This is a genomic window from Citromicrobium bathyomarinum (assembly GCF_021021475.1).
In the GTDB taxonomy this organism is placed as follows: domain Bacteria; phylum Pseudomonadota; class Alphaproteobacteria; order Sphingomonadales; family Sphingomonadaceae; genus Alteriqipengyuania; species Alteriqipengyuania bathyomarina.
The window spans coordinates 1059749-1076203 of the sequence record NZ_JAINWL010000001.1 but is presented as its reverse complement, the minus strand read 5'-3'; the positions used below and the strand labels follow the sequence as shown (position 1 = coordinate 1076203).

At 65.6% G+C, this 16455-nt stretch carries 18 protein-coding genes; 6 read left to right on the top strand and 12 right to left on the bottom strand.

Annotation, left to right across the window (positions count from 1 at the left end; translation table 11 throughout):
* The first annotated feature begins 81 nt into the window (after positions 1-81).
* The 4 genes from K7H93_RS05470 (at position 82) to K7H93_RS05455 (ending at position 3914) form a co-directional block, all read left to right on the top strand.
* Positions 82-2253: a M13 family metallopeptidase gene (locus tag K7H93_RS05470; protein ID WP_230782816.1), complete on the top strand. Its 2172-nt coding sequence runs from the start codon at positions 82-84 to the stop codon at positions 2251-2253.
* An 82-nt stretch (positions 2254-2335) separates the two neighbouring features.
* Positions 2336-3145 carry an undecaprenyl-diphosphate phosphatase gene (locus K7H93_RS05465; RefSeq protein WP_010233375.1) on the top strand — a complete coding sequence of 270 codons (810 nt, stop codon included), beginning with the start codon at positions 2336-2338 and terminating at the stop codon, positions 3143-3145.
* Between the two features lie 137 nt (positions 3146-3282).
* Complete coding sequence (locus K7H93_RS05460) at positions 3283-3537, top strand: hypothetical protein (RefSeq protein WP_100068221.1); 255 nt, start codon at positions 3283-3285, stop codon at positions 3535-3537.
* Between the two features lie 104 nt (positions 3538-3641).
* The gene (locus K7H93_RS05455) at positions 3642-3914 is read left to right on the top strand and encodes a hypothetical protein (RefSeq protein ID WP_230782815.1); all 273 of its coding nucleotides are present in this window, start codon (positions 3642-3644) and stop codon (positions 3912-3914) included.
* Between the two features lie 104 nt (positions 3915-4018).
* Here K7H93_RS05455 and phhA read toward each other — a convergent pair whose 3' ends face one another.
* The 5 genes from phhA to K7H93_RS05430 all read right to left on the bottom strand — a co-directional run bounded on the left by phhA (position 4019) and on the right by K7H93_RS05430 (position 8675).
* The gene (gene phhA, locus K7H93_RS05450; protein ID WP_230782814.1) at positions 4019-4960 is read right to left on the bottom strand and encodes a phenylalanine 4-monooxygenase; all 942 of its coding nucleotides are present in this window, start codon (positions 4958-4960) and stop codon (positions 4019-4021) included.
* 70 nt (positions 4961-5030) lie between these two features.
* On the bottom strand, positions 5031-5879 hold the full coding sequence (locus K7H93_RS05445) for an HTD2 family dehydratase (protein ID WP_230782813.1): 849 nt from the start codon (positions 5877-5879) through the stop codon (positions 5031-5033).
* Positions 5879-7099: an acetyl-CoA C-acetyltransferase gene (locus tag K7H93_RS05440; protein ID WP_230782812.1), complete on the bottom strand. Its 1221-nt coding sequence runs from the start codon at positions 7097-7099 to the stop codon at positions 5879-5881. Before K7H93_RS05440 ends, K7H93_RS05445 begins: the two co-directional genes overlap by 1 nt.
* On the bottom strand, positions 7099-8274 hold the full coding sequence (locus K7H93_RS05435) for an acyl-CoA dehydrogenase family protein (protein ID WP_230782811.1): 1176 nt from the start codon (positions 8272-8274) through the stop codon (positions 7099-7101). Before K7H93_RS05435 ends, K7H93_RS05440 begins: the two co-directional genes overlap by 1 nt.
* Before the next feature lie 65 nt (positions 8275-8339).
* The gene (locus tag K7H93_RS05430) at positions 8340-8675 is read right to left on the bottom strand and encodes a hypothetical protein (protein ID WP_054523458.1); all 336 of its coding nucleotides are present in this window, start codon (positions 8673-8675) and stop codon (positions 8340-8342) included.
* Between the two features lie 165 nt (positions 8676-8840).
* On the opposite strand from K7H93_RS05430, the gene K7H93_RS05425 reads away from it, so the two are divergent.
* On the top strand, positions 8841-9851 hold the full coding sequence (locus tag K7H93_RS05425; protein WP_010233392.1) for a hypothetical protein: 1011 nt from the start codon (positions 8841-8843) through the stop codon (positions 9849-9851).
* Here the strand turns inward: K7H93_RS05425 and K7H93_RS05420 are convergent.
* Genes K7H93_RS05420 through xth form a run of 3 tightly spaced genes read right to left on the bottom strand, consistent with a single transcriptional unit; the run spans position 9848 to position 12236 of the window.
* The gene (locus K7H93_RS05420; RefSeq protein ID WP_230782810.1) at positions 9848-10372 is read right to left on the bottom strand and encodes a GNAT family N-acetyltransferase; all 525 of its coding nucleotides are present in this window, start codon (positions 10370-10372) and stop codon (positions 9848-9850) included. The two genes, K7H93_RS05425 and K7H93_RS05420, sit on opposite strands and share 4 nt — an antisense overlap.
* The gene (gene ribA, locus K7H93_RS05415; RefSeq protein ID WP_230782809.1) at positions 10369-11490 is read right to left on the bottom strand and encodes a GTP cyclohydrolase II; all 1122 of its coding nucleotides are present in this window, start codon (positions 11488-11490) and stop codon (positions 10369-10371) included. The genes K7H93_RS05420 and ribA overlap by 4 nt, the downstream gene beginning before the upstream one ends.
* Positions 11439-12236, bottom strand: a complete 798-nt coding sequence (xth, locus tag K7H93_RS05410; RefSeq protein ID WP_230782808.1) for an exodeoxyribonuclease III — start codon at positions 12234-12236, stop codon at positions 11439-11441. Before xth ends, ribA begins: the two co-directional genes overlap by 52 nt.
* A 149-nt stretch (positions 12237-12385) precedes the next feature.
* On the opposite strand from xth, the gene K7H93_RS05405 reads away from it, so the two are divergent.
* Positions 12386-13858, top strand: a complete 1473-nt coding sequence (locus K7H93_RS05405) for an alkaline phosphatase (RefSeq protein WP_230782807.1) — start codon at positions 12386-12388, stop codon at positions 13856-13858.
* Between the two features lie 392 nt (positions 13859-14250).
* Here K7H93_RS05405 and K7H93_RS05400 read toward each other — a convergent pair whose 3' ends face one another.
* The 4 genes from K7H93_RS05400 to K7H93_RS05385 all read right to left on the bottom strand — a co-directional run bounded on the left by K7H93_RS05400 (position 14251) and on the right by K7H93_RS05385 (position 16442).
* Positions 14251-14922, bottom strand: coding sequence for a LolA family protein (locus K7H93_RS05400; protein ID WP_230782806.1), 672 nt, complete (start codon positions 14920-14922; stop codon positions 14251-14253).
* A 103-nt stretch (positions 14923-15025) separates the two neighbouring features.
* The gene (rpmG, locus tag K7H93_RS05395) at positions 15026-15193 is read right to left on the bottom strand and encodes a 50S ribosomal protein L33 (protein WP_010233410.1); all 168 of its coding nucleotides are present in this window, start codon (positions 15191-15193) and stop codon (positions 15026-15028) included.
* Between the two features lie 162 nt (positions 15194-15355).
* Positions 15356-15775, bottom strand: coding sequence for an alternative ribosome rescue aminoacyl-tRNA hydrolase ArfB (gene arfB / locus K7H93_RS05390; RefSeq protein WP_010233707.1), 420 nt, complete (start codon positions 15773-15775; stop codon positions 15356-15358).
* Positions 15765-16442 (bottom strand): RluA family pseudouridine synthase, encoded by a 678-nt coding sequence (locus K7H93_RS05385; protein WP_230782805.1) that lies wholly within the window; start codon positions 16440-16442, stop codon positions 15765-15767. The genes arfB and K7H93_RS05385 overlap by 11 nt, the downstream gene beginning before the upstream one ends.
* Positions 16443-16455: the final 13 nt, after the last annotated feature.

The following is a 16455-nucleotide window of genomic DNA, read 5'->3' as shown; positions in this document are numbered from 1 at the left end:
GGGCGTATGACGGCACCATGCGCAATCCGCCGTTCATCGCGGGCGGCGATAGAAGCAAATCTTTGAACAAGGGGCATAATCATGATCCGAACCTTCCTAGCCACCGCTAGCGTTGCCGCGCTGGCGATCGCCGCGCCCGCCGCCGCCCATGAGGGGGACGCGCCCGACGGGATCGAGATGCTGTTGCAGGACAATGGCTCGAGCGAGGGCGAAACCGCCACGCCGACCATGAGCTTCGGCGAATGGGGCGTCGATACCTCGCTGCTGTCCGACACGATCGATCCGGGCGACGACTTCTTCGCCTACGTCAACCAGAAGTGGCTCGATGCGAACCCGCTGCCGCCGGAATACAGCCGCTTCGGTGCGTTCAACCTGCTGCGCGAGAAGTCGACCAGCGATGTGAACACGCTGGTCGACAGCCTGCTCAAGAAGCCGGCCGCGCAGCTGACGTCGGACGAAAAGCGTATCGTCGACGCCTATAATTCCTATTTCGATACCGACGCGATCAATGCCGCCGGCCTTGCGCCCGCGCAGCCCTATCTCGACAAGATCCGCGATGCGGGCACACTGGCGGAGCTCGCCACGCTGTGGGGCACGCCGGGCTATTCCTCGCCCATGGGCGGGGGCGTCAGCGTCGATTCGAAAGAGCCGACCCGCTATTCGGTCTATGTCGGATCGGGCGGCCTCGGCCTGCCGGACCGCGACTACTACCTCGACGAGACGGACAAGGGCCGCGAGATACAGGCCAAGTATCGCGAATACCTGACCTTCCTGCTGAAAGAGGCAGGCTATGACGACCCCGCCGCGATGGCGGAGTCCGTGTACAATTTCGAAGACAGCATTGCCCGCAAGGTCTCCTGGGACCGCGCGACGCGCCGCAACCGCGACCTGACCTACAATGCGCTGACGCCCGAAGAACTGGGCGCACTGGCCGGTGGCTTCCCGCTCACCGCGCTGCTCAGCGCGAGCGGCTTTGCCGATACCGACCGCTTCATCGTCGGCGACCTTCCGCCCAGCCTCGAGCAGGCGAAGGAGCTCGGCCTGACCGACGAGACGCTCGACAAGATCGGTGGCGGCACGCCCGCGCTGATGGAGCTGGCGGTGAACACGCCGGTCGAGGTGCTGCAGGCCTGGACGATCAAGGAATTCCTCGAAAACAACGCCTCGGTCCTGCCCTCGCGTTTCGATGAGGCGGATTTCGCCTTCTACGGCAAGGTGCTGCAGGGCACGCCCGAACAGCGCCCCCGGTGGAAGCGCGCGATCGGCGAGACCGAGGGCCTGCTCGGCGAGCTGCTCGGCAAGTCCTACGTCGCGGAATATTTCCCGGCGGAGAACAAGGCCGCGATGGAAGAGCTGGTGGCCAACCTGCGCGTCGCGCTGCGCCAGTCGATCGGAGAGATCGACTGGATGGGCGAGGCGACCAAGGATGAAGCGCTCGACAAGCTCGACAGCTTCGATCCCAAGATCGGCTACCGCGACAATCTGGAAACCTATCAGGGGCTGACCATCACTCCGGGCGATCCGATCGCCAACCGGATGGCTGCGGCCCGCTGGCAGTGGAAGGACAATCTTTCCAAGCTGGGCGGCCCGATCGACCGGACCGAGTGGTTCATGCTGCCGCAGACGGTCAACGCCTACTACAACTCGACCAAGAACGAGATCGTCTTCCCCGCCGCGATCCTGCAGCAGCCGTTCTTCGCGCTGAGCAATGATCCGGCCGTGAACTACGGCGGGATCGGCGGCGTCATCGGGCACGAGATGGGCCACGGCTTCGACGATCAGGGTTCCAAGTCCGATGGCACCGGCATGCTGCGCAACTGGTGGACCGACGCCGACCGCGCCGCGTTCGACAAGCTGGGCGATGCGCTGGTCGCGCAGTACAACAGCTACTGCCCGCTCGACGATGGCGAGACCTGCGTGAACGGCCGCCTGACGCTGGGCGAGAATATCGGCGACCTCGGCGGGCTCAGCCTCGCCTACCGCGCCTACAAGCTCAGCCTCAATGGTAAGGAAGACAAGGTGATCGACGGGCTGACCGGCGACCAGCGCTTCTTCCTCGCCTGGGCGCAGGTGTGGCGCAGCCAGCAGCGCGAGGAGGCGGCCCGCACCCGCCTGCTGACCGATCCGCACAGCCCGGAAGAGTTCCGGGTCAACGGCATCGTGCGCAACATGGATGCGTGGTACGACGCGTTCAACGTGACCCCGCAAGACGATCTGTACCTGCCGCCCGAAGAGCGGATCCGGATCTGGTAAGCGGGCATAAGCCTGTCATCCTGACACTGTGGGGCCGCGCGAGCTTGACTTGCGCGGCCCCTTGTCTTTGAGCGTGTCGCCCATGGACACCATCGTAACCGCGATCCTGCTCGGCATCCTCGAAGGGTTGACCGAGTTCCTGCCGGTCTCCTCGACCGGTCACCTGATCCTTGCGCAGGCGTGGTTCGGCTACGACCCGGCGCTGTGGCGGCAGTACAATATCATCATCCAGCTGGGCGCGATCCTCGCGGTGGTGGTGACCTATTTCAAAACCTTCTGGACCATGGGCACGGGGTTGCTGCGCGGAGAGCGCAAGGCGATTTTGTTCGTGCGCAACATCCTGCTCGCTTTCCTGCCCGCCGCAGTGATCGGCCTGCTGATCCTCGACGTGATCGACGCGATGCTGGAAAGCCCCGCCGTGGTCGCCATCGCGCTGATCGTGGGCGGGATCGCGATCCTCGTGCTGGAGAAGGCCATCCCTACGCGCGAGGAGCAGGGGGTCGAGGCGCTGTCGTGGAAGACGGCGATCGGAATCGGCTTCGTCCAGTGCCTTGCGATGATCCCCGGCACCAGCCGCTCGGGCGCGACCATCATGGGCGCACTGGCGATGGGCGTGGGGCGCAAGACTGCGGCCGAGTTCTCGTTCTTCCTCGCGGTGCCGACCATGCTCGGTGCGTCGGTGGTCAAGATCGTCCAGGAGCCGGAGCTTCTCGCAGGGACCGCGACGATCGGCTGGACGCATATCGCGCTGGGCTTCGTCGCCAGCTTCCTGGTCGCGCTGGTCGTGGTGCGGGCCTTCGTCGCCTATGTCAGCAAGCGCGGCTTCGCGCCTTTCGCGTGGTACCGCATCCTGATCGGCTCGGTCACGCTGATCTGGCTCTTCGCATTCTAGCTGGCAAGGGGCTTGCCCTTGTCCGCGGCCACCCGATCCGCGCCTTGCTGAGGGCGGTGGGGTAAACGAGCGGGAACCAAGCCCGGGTTCGGCTGTTCGACAAAAGTGCAGAAACCTAACTTTTGTTGAATCGAGCGATGGGCTTTTTGATCCTCATCTGTAGCGGCGGCGTCATCGGCTGGATCGTCGCGCTTGTAACCGGTGCCGACGATGCGCGCTCTGCGTGGCTGCGAATCGCCCTGGGTGCAGGCGCGACCGTGGTGTCTGGCATGGCCGTCAGCGATGCCTCGCTGATCGGATCGCTGGGTGCCAACGCGCTGCTCGTGGCGATCGCTATCGGTCTGGCAGTGCTCGCAATTGTGTCATTTGCGGCCTCGCACGCCCGCCGCTAATCCGCAGAAATCTGCATATCCCATCCTGATTGAGGCAAATTCAGGGTATCCGTGTGGCAAAAACGTGGCTATGCGGAACCCCCAACCAATCTAGGGGAAGAATCATGAAGACCACTTTCAAAGCCGCTCTGATCGCGTCGACCGTCGTTCTGGGCCTGGGCGTGGCTGCTTGCGGCGAAACCGCCGAAGAGACCACCACCGAAGACACCATGGCTGAAGACACCATGGCGACCGACGCTGCCGACGACGCGATGGCTGAAGACGCGATGGCGACCGACGCCGCCGACGACGCGATGGCTGAAGACACCATGGCGACCGACGCCGCTGACGAAGCGACCACCGAAGAAACCACCGACGAAACCGCTGCTGCGGAATAATCGGGTTTCATCCGTCGGATGAATTCGACCGGCCCCGAAGCGATTCGGGGCCGGTTTTTGTTTGTCCGAAAGGCACCCGTGCCGGGGTGCGTGTGGGCAGAGCCCTAGACGGGCCGTGCGCTGCTGCCGCGCCCGCCGCGCAGCAGGTATTCCTGCGTGCCGACATTGACCACATTGTCCACGTCGATCACCGCCGAGTTGGCATAGGTGAAGGACGGCGGCAGCTTCTGGTAGAGCGTCTCGAAATCGCGCTCGACCGTCTTGCGGTACAGATCCTCGAAGCTTTCGATCACGAAATAGGTCGGCTGCAGGTCCGAGATCACATAATCGGTCCGCATCACGCGATCGACGTTGAGCATGATCCGGTTGGGGCTCTTCGCCTCGACCGAGAACACAGCCTCGGTCGGGCCTGAGAGAATCCCTGCGCCATAGGCGCGCAGATCATTGCCTTCTTCCATGATCAGGCCGAACTCGACCGTGTACCAGTACAGCGCGCCGAGTGCCTTGAGGCGGTTATGCTTCATCGCGCGCCAGCCTGCGCGGCCATATTCCTGCATGTAATCGGCGAAGACCGGATTGGTGAGCATCGGCACGTGGCCGAACACATCGTGGAACACGTCGGGTTCCTGGATGTAGTCGAAGGTCTCGCGCGTGCGGATGAAGTTGCCTGCGGGAAAGCGCCGATTGGCGAGGTGCCAGAAGAAGATGTGATCGGGGATCAGCATCGGAACGGGGACCACGCTCCACCCGGTCATCTTGTCGAGCGACTCGGACAGCTCGCCGAAATCGGGCACTCCGCCGGCGCCAAGGTCGAGCCGCTCGAGGCCCTCGAGAAACGCGCTCGCCGCGCGTCCGGGGAGCACCTCCATCTGGCGCGCGAAAAGATCGTCCCAGATCTTGTCGTCGTCGCTGTCGTATTCGGTCTGCTTGGGCTCGAGCCAGTCTTCGCCGACGTGCTCCGGCCGCTTGAGCGGCGCGGTGAAAACGTCGTCGGGCATGACGGGCTTCTGCGAAAAATCGGGCTTGCGTTCGAGTACTGCGTCCATGTCCGTGCAGATAGCACTTCGCGGGTAACGAAACAATTTATGCCGATTTTAACGACGAACCGAGTTGAAGTCAGCGCTCGGCGTGGGCCGTCGTCAGCACCGCGCCCGCAGCATTGAGCGCGGCCAGTTCCAACGCATTTCCCTGCTCGCGAACGGCCAGGTGCAGAATGTCGCCCGCGATTGCGGGTGAGCGCGCCGAGAAACCGAAGGCGCCAACCGGGCCCGCGACCTCCGCGGCCAATTGCAAAAGCAGGGTCGCGATCAGCGGGCCGTGGACCACCGGGCCGCGATAGCGCTCGATATCGCGGGCGTAGGGCGCATCGTAGTGGATCCGGTGCGTGTTGAAGGTGAGTGCGGAGAAGCGAAACAGCAGCGCTTCGGACGGCACCATCGTCTGCACCCGGTCCCACGCCTTGGGATCGAACAGCTTTTCGCCCACCACTGGCGGCACCAGCGCCGTATCGGGTGCGGCGGTTTCGCGATAGACCAGCGTCTGACGTTCGCGGATTGCGGGCTCGCCATTGGCGGCGATCTCGTGTTCCAGCTCCAGAAAGGCGAGGCGACCGCTGCGCCCTTCCTTTTCCGAAAGGCTGACCACGCGGCTGAGCTTGTCGATCCGGTCGCCGAGCATCAAGGGGCGCAGGAACGCGATCTCGCTGCCCGCCCACATCCGCCGGGGCAGGTCGATCGGCGGGTAGAGGCTTGCCGGGTCGTCCGACCTTGCCGGATGCCCGTCCTCGCCCAGCATCGCGGTCGGCGCCTGCGGGGTGCACAGCGCGAAGTGGATGCCCTGCGGCAACACGGCACCCTCAGGCGCAGTGAGGTCGAGCGTGGCGAGCCAGCGCGCCGCCAGCGACTCGTCGAGGCGTTCGGCAGCGCGCGCCTCGCGCCCGATCCAGTCGGACCAGTCGGTGGCCATCAGGCGGCGCGTTCGAACAGCGCGGCGAGGCCCTGTCCGCCGCCGATGCACATCGTCTCGAGCGCGTAGCGCCCTTCGCGCCGGTGCAGCTCGTGTGCCATATCCGTGAGAATGCGCACGCCGGTCGCACCGATCGGGTGGCCGAGCGAGATGCCCGAGCCATTGACGTTGAGCATGTCGCGGCGCGAATCGTCTTCGCTCCAGCCCCAGCCCTTGAGCACGGCGAGCACCTGCGGCGCGAACGCCTCGTTCAGTTCGACCAGATCGATATCGTCCCAGCCTTTACCGGTGCGTGCGAAGAGCCGCTCGGTGGCTGGCACGGGGCCGATCCCCATGCGCGCCGGATCGCAGCCTGCGGCGGCCCAGCCTTCGAACCACAGCAGCGGTTCGAGGCCGAGCTCGGCCAGCTTGTCTTCCGAGACGACGAGGCACGCGGCGGCGGCGTCGTTCTGCTGGCTGGCATTGCCCGCGGTGACGATCCCGTCCTTCTCGATCGCGCGCAAGGATCCGAGGCTTTCCATCGAGGCATCGGGACGAAAGCCTTCGTCGCGGTCGAAGCGGATCGGATCTTTGCGGCGCTGCGGCACATCGACTGGCACCAGCTGTGCATCAAACTTGCCTGCGTCCCACGCGGCAGCGGCCTTCTGGTGCGAGGCGACCGCGTACTCATCCGCCGCCTCGCGGCTGATGTCGTAATCCTTGGCGAGGTTCTCCGCCGTCTCGATCATGCCCGAGATCACGCCGAAGCGCTCGATCGGCTGGCTCATCAGGCGGCCGCGCGTCAGCCGGTCGTAGAGCGAGAGGTCGCCCATCTTCGCGCCTTGGCGCGCCTTGGTCGTGTAGTGCTCGACATTGGACATCGACTCGACGCCGCCCGCCAGCACGCAGTCCGCCGCGCCGGTCTGCACCATCATCGCCGCCTCGATCACCGCCTGAAGGCCCGACCCGCAGCGCCGGTCCAGCTGGAAGCCGGGCGTCTCGATCGGCATGTCGGCGGCAAGCCAGGACCAGCGCCCGATCGCCGGTGCTTCGCCGCTGCCGTAGCCTTGCGCGAAGACAACGTCGTCGACGCGCGAGGGATCGACGCCCGAGCGTTCGACCAGCGCCTTGATGATAATCGCGGCGAGCGGCCCCGCCTCAAGCGGGGTGAGCGTCCCAAGGAACCGCCCCACGGGCGTGCGGAGCGGCGAGACGATCGCGGCGCGGCGCAGCTCAGCCATCAGCCCTGCGCCCCATTGGCGAAGTTGCGCAGCATGGCCTTGGCGATCACCAGCTGCATGATCTGGCTGGTGCCTTCGTAGATCGTGTAGATCCGGCTGTCGCGATAGAACCGCTCTGCCTCGTATTCGGCCAGATAGCCCGCACCGCCGTGGATCTGTACGCAGCGATCCGCCACGCGGTTGCACATCTCGGAGGCGAACAGCTTGGTGCTGGCGGCGGGCAGCAGCGAGGGCTCGTCCGCATCGACCTTGGCGGTCGCGTCCTTGAGCATGCATTCGGCGGCGTAGATTTCCGCCTCGCTATCGGCGAGCATCGCCTGGATCAGCTGGAACTGGTTGATCGGCTCGCCGAAGGCCTTGCGGTCCTGGGCGTAACGCATCGCGGTATCGAGGATGCGGCGCGCGTAGCCCGCGCTCGCCGCCGCGACGGAGAGCCGCCCGTTGTCGAGGCTCATCATCGCGGTGCGGAAGCCCTGGCCTTCCTCGCCGCCGAGCAGCGCGTCGCCATCGACGTGCACATCGTCGAGATAGATGTCGGCGATCTGGCTGCCTTCCTGGCCCATCTTCTTGTCGGGCTTGCCCACAGTGACCCCCGCCTTCTCCATGTCGACGAGGAACGCGGAAACGTGCGCGTTCTTGGGCAGCGGTTCCTTGCTGGTGCGCGCCATGATCAGGCCCAGCTTCGCGAAGGGCGCGTTGGTGATGTAGCGTTTCGAGCCGTTCAGACGATAGCCGTTGCCGTCCTTCACCGCGGTGGTCTGCATCGCGGCGCTGTCGGAGCCGCTGCCCGGCTCGGTCAGGCCGAAACACGCGATTTCGCCCGCGGCAAGGCGGGGCAGCCACTCGGCCTTCTGCGCCTCTGTGCCCGACTTCTTCAGCGCGGTGCACACCATGCCGAGGTTGATCGAGGTGATCGAGCGATAGGCCGGCAGGGCGTAGGACAGCACACGGATCGTCTCGACATATTGCGAGGTGTTCATCCCTGCGCCGCCGTATTCCTCCGGCATGGTCAGGCCGAACAGGCCCATCTCGCGCATCTCGTCGAGAATTTCTTCTGGAATCGCGTTGGCCGCGATCACGTCTTTCTCAGCAGGGATCAGCCGTTCGTGCACGTAGCGCCACAGCTGTTCGATAAACTGGTCGAAGACCTCGGCATCCATTCCCGACATGATCATCCCTTGTCTTTTTTATCGCGGCAGAAAGCCCGGGCGCCCCGTCCCGCGGGCCGCCCAGGCCATACTCAGTTTTCGGTCTGCATGTTCTGCAGTTCGGCCTGGATGTCGGCGGCTGCCGCTTCCGCTGCCTCGGCATCGCTCTGCATCTTCTCGCGATCGGCCTCGGCGCGTTCTTCGGCGGTGGGGCCTTCGCTCGCCGGGGCGGGCGGCGGCGCTTCGGGCATGGCCGAGTCGTCTTCGATCGGCTCGTCTGCGACGCCGCTCATCGCGTCGTCGGCGACTACCTCGACATCTTCGGCAACGACCTCGTCACTCGCGTCGTTCGAATCGCCACAGGCGGCCAGCGCCAGCGCACTCGCGCCGAGCACCCCAGCCAGCCCCATCCGGGTCGTGAATTTCATGTGCGGATCCTCCGTTGGAATATGCCGCGCGGGGCGGCAGGCATGCGCCGCGCGCGCTGGCGCAAACTAAGCAGAGCTGCGCGCCCGGGGCAAAGGGAAATGCGGCCCATTCAGCATGCAAAGGCTTTGCGGCTTGTTAACCATTCCATCCTACGCCTGTCGCCCATGACCCACGACAGCGACCGCATCAGCCCCACCTTCGTCGATCGGCCCGTGCTTGGCCGACCGTCGATGCTTCTGGCCACGCTGGTCGCGGTGGCGGCGATCGCGCTGATCCCGCTGGCGGCGCTGATGGCGCAGACGCCCAACCCCCCGTTCGTCGTGGTCGAGACCAATCGTGGATACCCCACCTTGCAGGCCGCCGTCGATGCGATCGGATCGGGCGAGGGCAGCATCGCCATCGCGCCGGGCACCTATCGCCAGTGCGCGGTGCAGCAGGCAGGAAGGATCGCTTTTCTTGCGAGCGAGCCGGGCAGTGCCGAGTTCACCGGCACCGCGTGCGAAGGCAAGGCGGCGCTGGTCCTGCGCGGCACCGAGGCGAGCGTTTCGGGCCTTATCTTCAGCAATATCGCGGTCGCGGACGGCAATGGCGCGGGTATCCGCCAGGAAGCGGGCACGCTGACCGTGGCCAATTCCTGGTTTCGCGATAGCCAGCAGGGCATCCTGACCGGCCATGACGACCAGATGCGGCTGGTGGTCGACCGATCCACCTTCACCCGGCTGGGCACCTGCGAGAACTCGGGCGGCTGCGCCCATTCGATCTATACCGGCGATATCGGCCACCTGCGCGTGACCCGCAGCCGGTTCGAACAGGGCACGGGCGGCCATTACGTGAAGGCGCGCGCGGCGATGGTCGAGATCGCGGCCTCCAGCTTCGACGATTCGAATGGCCGCGAAACCAATTACATGATCGACCTGCCGCAGGGTGCGCGCGGGCAGATCACCAATAACTGGTTCGTCCAGGGCGAGGACAAGGAGAACTACTCCGCGTTCATCGCAGTGGGTGCCGAAGAGCAAACCCATAGTTCAGACGGGCTGGTGATCGCGGGCAACGACGCGCGTTTCGTGCCCTCGCTGTCGCGCCAGTCGGCCTTCGTGGCGGACTGGACCGGGGCCAATCTGAGGATCGACGACAACCGTCTGGGTGCCGGCCTCACACCCTTCCAGCGGCGCTAGAGCTTGGACGGCATCTCGCCGAAGGCCGGCGCGTAAGTGACCGTGCCCTTGGGCAGTGGACCGTCGGCCAGTGTCCGGACCTGAAAGAACTCCGGCGGAACGCCCGGCAGGATGAGATCGGGATCGGGATGGAACCCGAAGCGGGCGTAATATCCCGGATCGCCCACCAGCACGATACCCCTGGCATCCATCTGCATAAGGTAGGTGATGCTCTGGGTTGCAAGATGTGCACCGATCCCCGTGCGCTGCCGCGTCGGCATCACCGCAATCGGCCCGGCCGCGTACCAGCCCTGCGTGCCGTCCGAGATCTTGACCGGCGAAAACGCGAGGTGGCCGATCACCGCCTCGTCCATATTGGTCGCCACCAGCGACAGCGCCAGGTCTCCGTCCCGGCGCAGCGCGTCGACGATCTCCGGCTCGTTACCCCGCGGCCGCTGCGCACGCGCAAAGGCAGCGCGGGAGAGAGCTCGGATCGCCGGGATGTCTTTTTCGACCTCTTCCCGGATGGTCGGCAACCTCATGGCAAAAGGTGGCCGGAACGATCGCGTTTGGTCGCGAGATAGCGTGTGTTGTGGGGGTTGATGCCCGCGCTCAAGGGAACCCTTTCGACGATGGTGATGCCTGATTCGGCCAGCGCGGTAACCTTCGCCGGGTTATTGGTCAGCAGACGTATGCGTGGAATCCCCAGTAGTGAAAGCATGCGTCCCGCAATGGGAAAGTCTCGTGCCTCGTCGGGCAGGCCGAGCCGCAGGTTCGCCTCGACCGTGTCGTGCCCCTGATCCTGCAGCTGATAGGCGCGCAGCTTGTTGACGAGGCCGATGCCGCGCCCTTCCTGCCGCAGGTAGAGCACCACGCCATAACCGCCGCCTTCTGCTTCCTGCGCGAAAGTGGCGAGCGCGGCATCGAGCTGGGGGCCGCAATCGCACTTGAGGCTGCCGAACACGTCGCCGGTCAGACATTCGGAGTGCAGGCGCACCAGCGGCACCTGATCGGCATTCTGCTGCCCGATAATCAGCGCGGCATGTTCGCGCAGGTCTGCGGGCGAGCGGAACACCGCGATCTCGGCCTGTTCGGCTGCGGAGGTCGGCAGGCGGGAACGTGCCGCGATGCGCAGCGTGTCGGGGGCGGAGAAGGCGGCAAGATCGGCGCTGGTCACGTCTAGCGGGTCTTCGCATGGTGCCGGATCGATCATGAAGGCGGGCAGCACGCCTGCGCGCCGCGCGATTTCCAGCGCGGTTGCAGGCCACTCTCCCTCGGGCAGCGCAACTGCGCGAAACGGACCTTTCATCGGATTTGCGAGATCCAGCGCCGGGTCGGCGACCGCGCGCGCCAGATCGAGGGTGAAGGCATCGCTCCCCTCGATCAGCACCGGGGCGTGCGGAACCGCCGCATCCCGCTGGTTGGCAAGCTTGAGGGTCTGCGCGCGCGCCGCGGCGATCAGCATCCGCGCACCGCTTGCGTCAGGCTCCGCCGCGGTTTCAACGGGCAGCAGGGCGGGCCCGCCATCCACGCGGATCGGCCAGCCGTGGCGCAGCGCATCGATCGCCTGCGCCAGCGCGCGGGCGCTGCCGCCTGCGCCCTGCGCGCTCAGAGCTCGAACTCCGTCGTCAGCGGGACATGGTCCGAAGGCCGCTCCCAATTGCGCGCTTCTTCCAGAATCGTGTGCCGCGTGGCCTGCTTCGCCAGATCGGGGCTGGCCCACATGTGGTCGAGTCGGCGACCCTTGTCGTTGGTCTGCCAGTTGGGATTGCGATAGCTCCACCAGCTGTAATACCGCTCCGGCGCAGGCACATGCTCGCGGCCGATATCGGTCCACCCGTGCGCGTCCATGAAGCGTTGCAGCGCCTCGACCTCGACCGGCGTGTGGCTGACCACTTTGAGCAGCTGCTTGTGGCTCCACACATCGCTTTCGAGCGGGGCGATGTTGAAGTCGCCGACGATCAGCGTTGGCTGGTCGACCGTGTCCGCCCAGCGCGTCATGCGTTCGAGAAAGTCGAGCTTCTGGCCGAACTTCGCGTTTACCTCGCGGTCGGGCACGTCGCCGCCTGCGGGGACGTAGACGTTCTCGATCACCATACCCTGATGCACGGGATCGGTCAGCTGCACGCCGATATGGCGCGCCTCGCCATTATCCTGCCAGTCGTGGCGGGAGAATTCCCTGAAGGGCAGGCGGCTGACCGTGGCGACGCCGTGATAGCCCTTCTGCCCGTGGATCGCGATGTGATCATAGCCGAGATCGCGGAACGCCTTGGCAGGGAACTGCTCCTCGACGCACTTGATCTCCTGCAGGCACAGCACGTCGGGCGCGTTGGCGGTGAGGAATTGCTCGACCAGCGGCATGCGCAGGCGGACCGAATTGATATTCCATGTGGTGACAGAAACCATGGCGGCGGACTTAGGCGCGGGGTCCGGCCCCCGCAAGGCGCACGAATCACAAGCGCCAACCGGTCGCACGCTTGTCTCATTCATCGGCGAGGGGCATGGGAACGCCGATTCGGCCATTCGTTTCAGCCATTCGCTTGAGGGAGCCTGCCATGATCCGCCATTCCGCCCGCCCGCACCGGCGCTGGGCCGCCGCCCTTGCGCTGATCGCACTGCCGCTGGCGGCGTGCAGCTCCACTACCAATTACTACGGCGCGGACCCGGCGGTGCAGTCCGCCGCGCCTGTGCAGCAGGGGCAAGTAGCGCAGGGCAAGGCGAAGAACGTGATCCTGTTCGTCGGTGACGGGATGGGCATTTCAACGATCACCGCCGCGCGCATCCTTGCCGGGCAACAGCAGGGCCAGACGGGCGAGGAAAATTCGCTCAGCTTCGAAAAGTTCGACAATGTCGCGCTGGTCAAGACCTACAACACCGATGCGCAGGTCGCCGACAGTGCGGGCACCGCGTCCGCGCTCAACACCCGGACCAAGACGCGGATCGGCGTGATCAACACCGCGCCCGACGTGCCGCGCGGCGATTGCGCTGCGGCGCAGGGCCACATGATGGAAACGGTCGCGCAAGAGGCGCTCGAGCATGGCAAGGCGGTCGGCATCGTCAGCACCGCGCGGCTGACTCACGCGACTCCGGCGGCGGTTTACGGCCACAACCCGGATCGCAACTGGGAATCCGACGCTGACATGCCCGCTCCGCAGCAGGCGCTCGGGTGCACCGACTTCGCGCAGCAGCTGGTCGAATTCCCGTTCGATCTCGCGCTGGGCGGCGGATCGCGCAAGTTTCTGGGCACCGGTCAAGGTGGCGAGCGCAAGGACGCCGGGGCCAATCTTCCCGCCGAATGGGCCGCGCGTACGGGCGGCACCTTCGTGGCCGATACGCAGGCGATGCGCAAAGCACCGCTCGACAGGCCGGTGCTGGGGCTCTTTTCGCCGAGCCACATGACCTACCAGCTCGACCGCAAGCCGGACACGAGCGAGCCCACCCTGACCGAGATGACCGCCGAAGCCCTCCGCCGCCTGTCGGATGATCCCTCGGGCTATTACCTGATGGTCGAAGGTGGCCGGATCGATCACGGCCACCACGCGGGCAAGGCGGGCTACGCGCTGGAGGAGACGATCGAGTTCGCCCGCGCCATCCAGTACGCGGTCGACAATACCGATCCGGACGAGACGCTGATCCTGGTGACCGCCGATCACAGCCACGTGTTCACGATCGCGGGCTATCCCAAGCGCGGCAATCCGATCCTCGGCCTGGTCCATCCGCCTGCCAGCGGGGACGAGGATCATCCGGGTGCGGCCAATGACGCGGCGGTGATCGCAGGCGACGGGCAGCCGTATACCACGCTCGGCTACGCCAATGGTCCGGGCGCGGTGAAGGGGGAGCGCGGCGAGCCGGAAACCGGCGCGCAGGCGCAGCAGCAGTCGCTGGTCCCGCTCGGCTCCGAAACCCACGGGGGCGAGGATGTCGCGCTGTTCGCCACCGGCCCGGGATCGCAGCGGGTCCACGGTGTGATCGAGCAGAACGTGGTCGCCTATATCATGCGCAAGGCATTCGGCTGGGAAGAAGATTAAGACGGCCCACATTCCTGGATCGCACCAGACCGGTCCGCCTTGGCGGACCGGCAAGGGCGGAGTCGAGGCCGAAGGCGCAGATGGCCAATGGCCACCTGCGAGGCCGCCCGCAGCGTCAGCGAGGATAGCCAAACGCGCGGATGCGCGCGCTGGCGCTTGAAGCCAAACAGATAAGAAAACCCCCGCGCCGGGGGCTGTGGCACGGGGGTTCCTTACGCGCGTTCGTCACGCTTGCGACAAGGCCTGTGTTTGAAGGGAACCGCGGGGCAACAGGGGGGAAACCCGCTGGTTCATCAGGCCTTGCAAGAATGAAACTAGGTTGCCGAGCCTTGCTTCCCCATGAACGCCGCCGTCATTCGATCGCTCACAGGGTGCATCGCTCGACGAACGGTTTACCGTGGCCGACGGGATGCGCGGCGCGGGTCCTTGTAGGTGAACGTCGAGTCGCTCACCGACACGCCGTAGCGCTGATTCGCCAGCCGCACCGTGGTGCGATTGTTCTGGGGGTCGAGCGAGACCCAGTTGGTCAGCTCCCATCCACCCGGCGCACCGGCCTTGCGCACGAAGATCAGCGTGATGACGCCGTATTCGGGCTTCTTGGGATCGCGCACCTCGACCGAGAGCACGTTGGGATTGCCGGTATTGCGCAGCTTGCCGTATTTCTTGACGTCGCGATTGGGGTCCAGCAGCGCGCCCAGCGGCGAATTGCTGATCGGCCAGCGCTGCACCTGGTTGACCTCGTAATCGACCATGGTCAGCGATTTGCCGTTGGACACGATCAGCAGCGGCACGTCTTTGGAATATTCGAAGCGAATCTTGCCCGGCCGCTTGAGCGTCATGGTCCCGCGAACGGTCTGGCCGCTGCGGTCGGTCTGGGTGAAGCTGGCGCGCATCGTACTGATGCCGCGCAGCGACGCGACCGCGTCGTCCAGCGAGCCGCCCGCCTGCGCAAGCGCAGGGGAGGGCAGGGCGATGGTCGTTGCGGCGATCGGCGCACCGGCGATCAAGGCAATGCTGGCAAGCCCGGCGAGCGGGCGGCGAAGTATTTTATGAGTGGTCGTCATGACGGCCTCCGTAATGGTCTCGGAGTGAACCGCGCGTGAGCGTGCCGGTTCCGGCATTGTCAGACGAATCGGTAGAGGGAGGCCGCGAGCGGCTTCCCCACTCTTACTTGATCTTCGCTTCCTTGAACTCGACGTGCTTGCGCACGACCGGGTCGTATTTGCGGAAGGTCATCTTCTCGGTGATGTTCCGCGGATTCTTCTTCGTCACGTAGTAGAAGCCGGTGTCCGCGGTCGACACGAGCTTGATCTTGACGGTTGCGGGCTTCGCCATAACTCAATCCTGCCAGTTCAATGGCCCGGCCATCGGTGATTGGCTCCATGGGGAACCTTACGATGTGCATCGGGTGAAAAAACAACAGGCGGCGCACGCGGCACCGCCCGATCGCAGGCGCTATTGGCCGCGAGGCCCTCAAAAGTCAAGCAAGCAGTCGCACTACCAATCGCTGCGGCTGGGCTTCCCGCGATTGGCCTTCACCGCGCCGCGTGCCTTCTTCTGCTTGAGCCGCTGGGTCTTGCCCACGCGGTTGAGCCGGGTCTTGGCCCTTTGCTTGGGCCGCCGGTGCGCCTCGCGCAGCAGATCTTCCAGCTTTTCGCGCGCCAGCGCCCGATTCGCTTCCTGCGTGCGGTGTTCGCGCGCGACGATCAGGATGTCGCCCGAATCGGTCAGCCGGCTGCCCGCGACCTCGCCCAGCCGCCGGAATGCGAAGGGGGAGAGGCGCAGCTTGTAGGCGTTGACCCGCAGCTGCACTTCGGTGGCGACCTTGTTGGCGTTCTGCCCGCCCGGCCCGGAGCCTGCGACGAAGCGTTCCTCCGCCAGCGCGTGTGCGCGAGAGATCAGATCGTCAGGGAGCATCCGGCCCTTCGCCGCCGAAGCCAAGCGCCTGGAAATCCGCCGGGAGCGGGCTGGTCGCGGCGATATCCGTCTTGCCCTCGCGCTCAACCGTCAGCGCGCTGGCGTGGAGCATCGTGCGCGGTGCGCCCTGCTTGGTGCCGTAGACCGGATCCCCGACCAGCGCGATACCGATCCCGCTCGCCGCGTGGACGCGAATCTGGTGCGTGCGCCCGGTTGCCGGGCGAAACTCGACCAGCGCGCGGCCCTCGTGCGTCGCGACCACCCGCCATGCGGTGACCGAGGGCTTGCCCTTTTTCGCCGGGATCATCCGCCAGCCCTTTTCCGCGCTGCTGATCTTGGACAGCGCGAGTTCGACCACGCCCTCTTCCTGCGCAGGGATCCCTGCGAGGATGCCGTGATAGACCTTGGTCACCTGCTGCGCCTCGAACGCGGCGGAAAAGCGTTTATGCGCTTTGGGATTGCGCGCGAGCAGCAGGCAGCCGCTGGTATCCGTGTCGAGCCGGTGGACCGCGCTCGGTGGGCGCTGGAAGCCCAGTTTGAGCTGCTCCAGATAATCGTCGAGGCATGGCCCGCCCTTGCGCGGGCGGTCGATCGGCAGGCCGGCGGGCTTGTCGATCACCAGTGCCTCGCCGTCTTCGTAGAGGATCGGGATGGTCGTATCGGTCATGTGAAATTGGAGC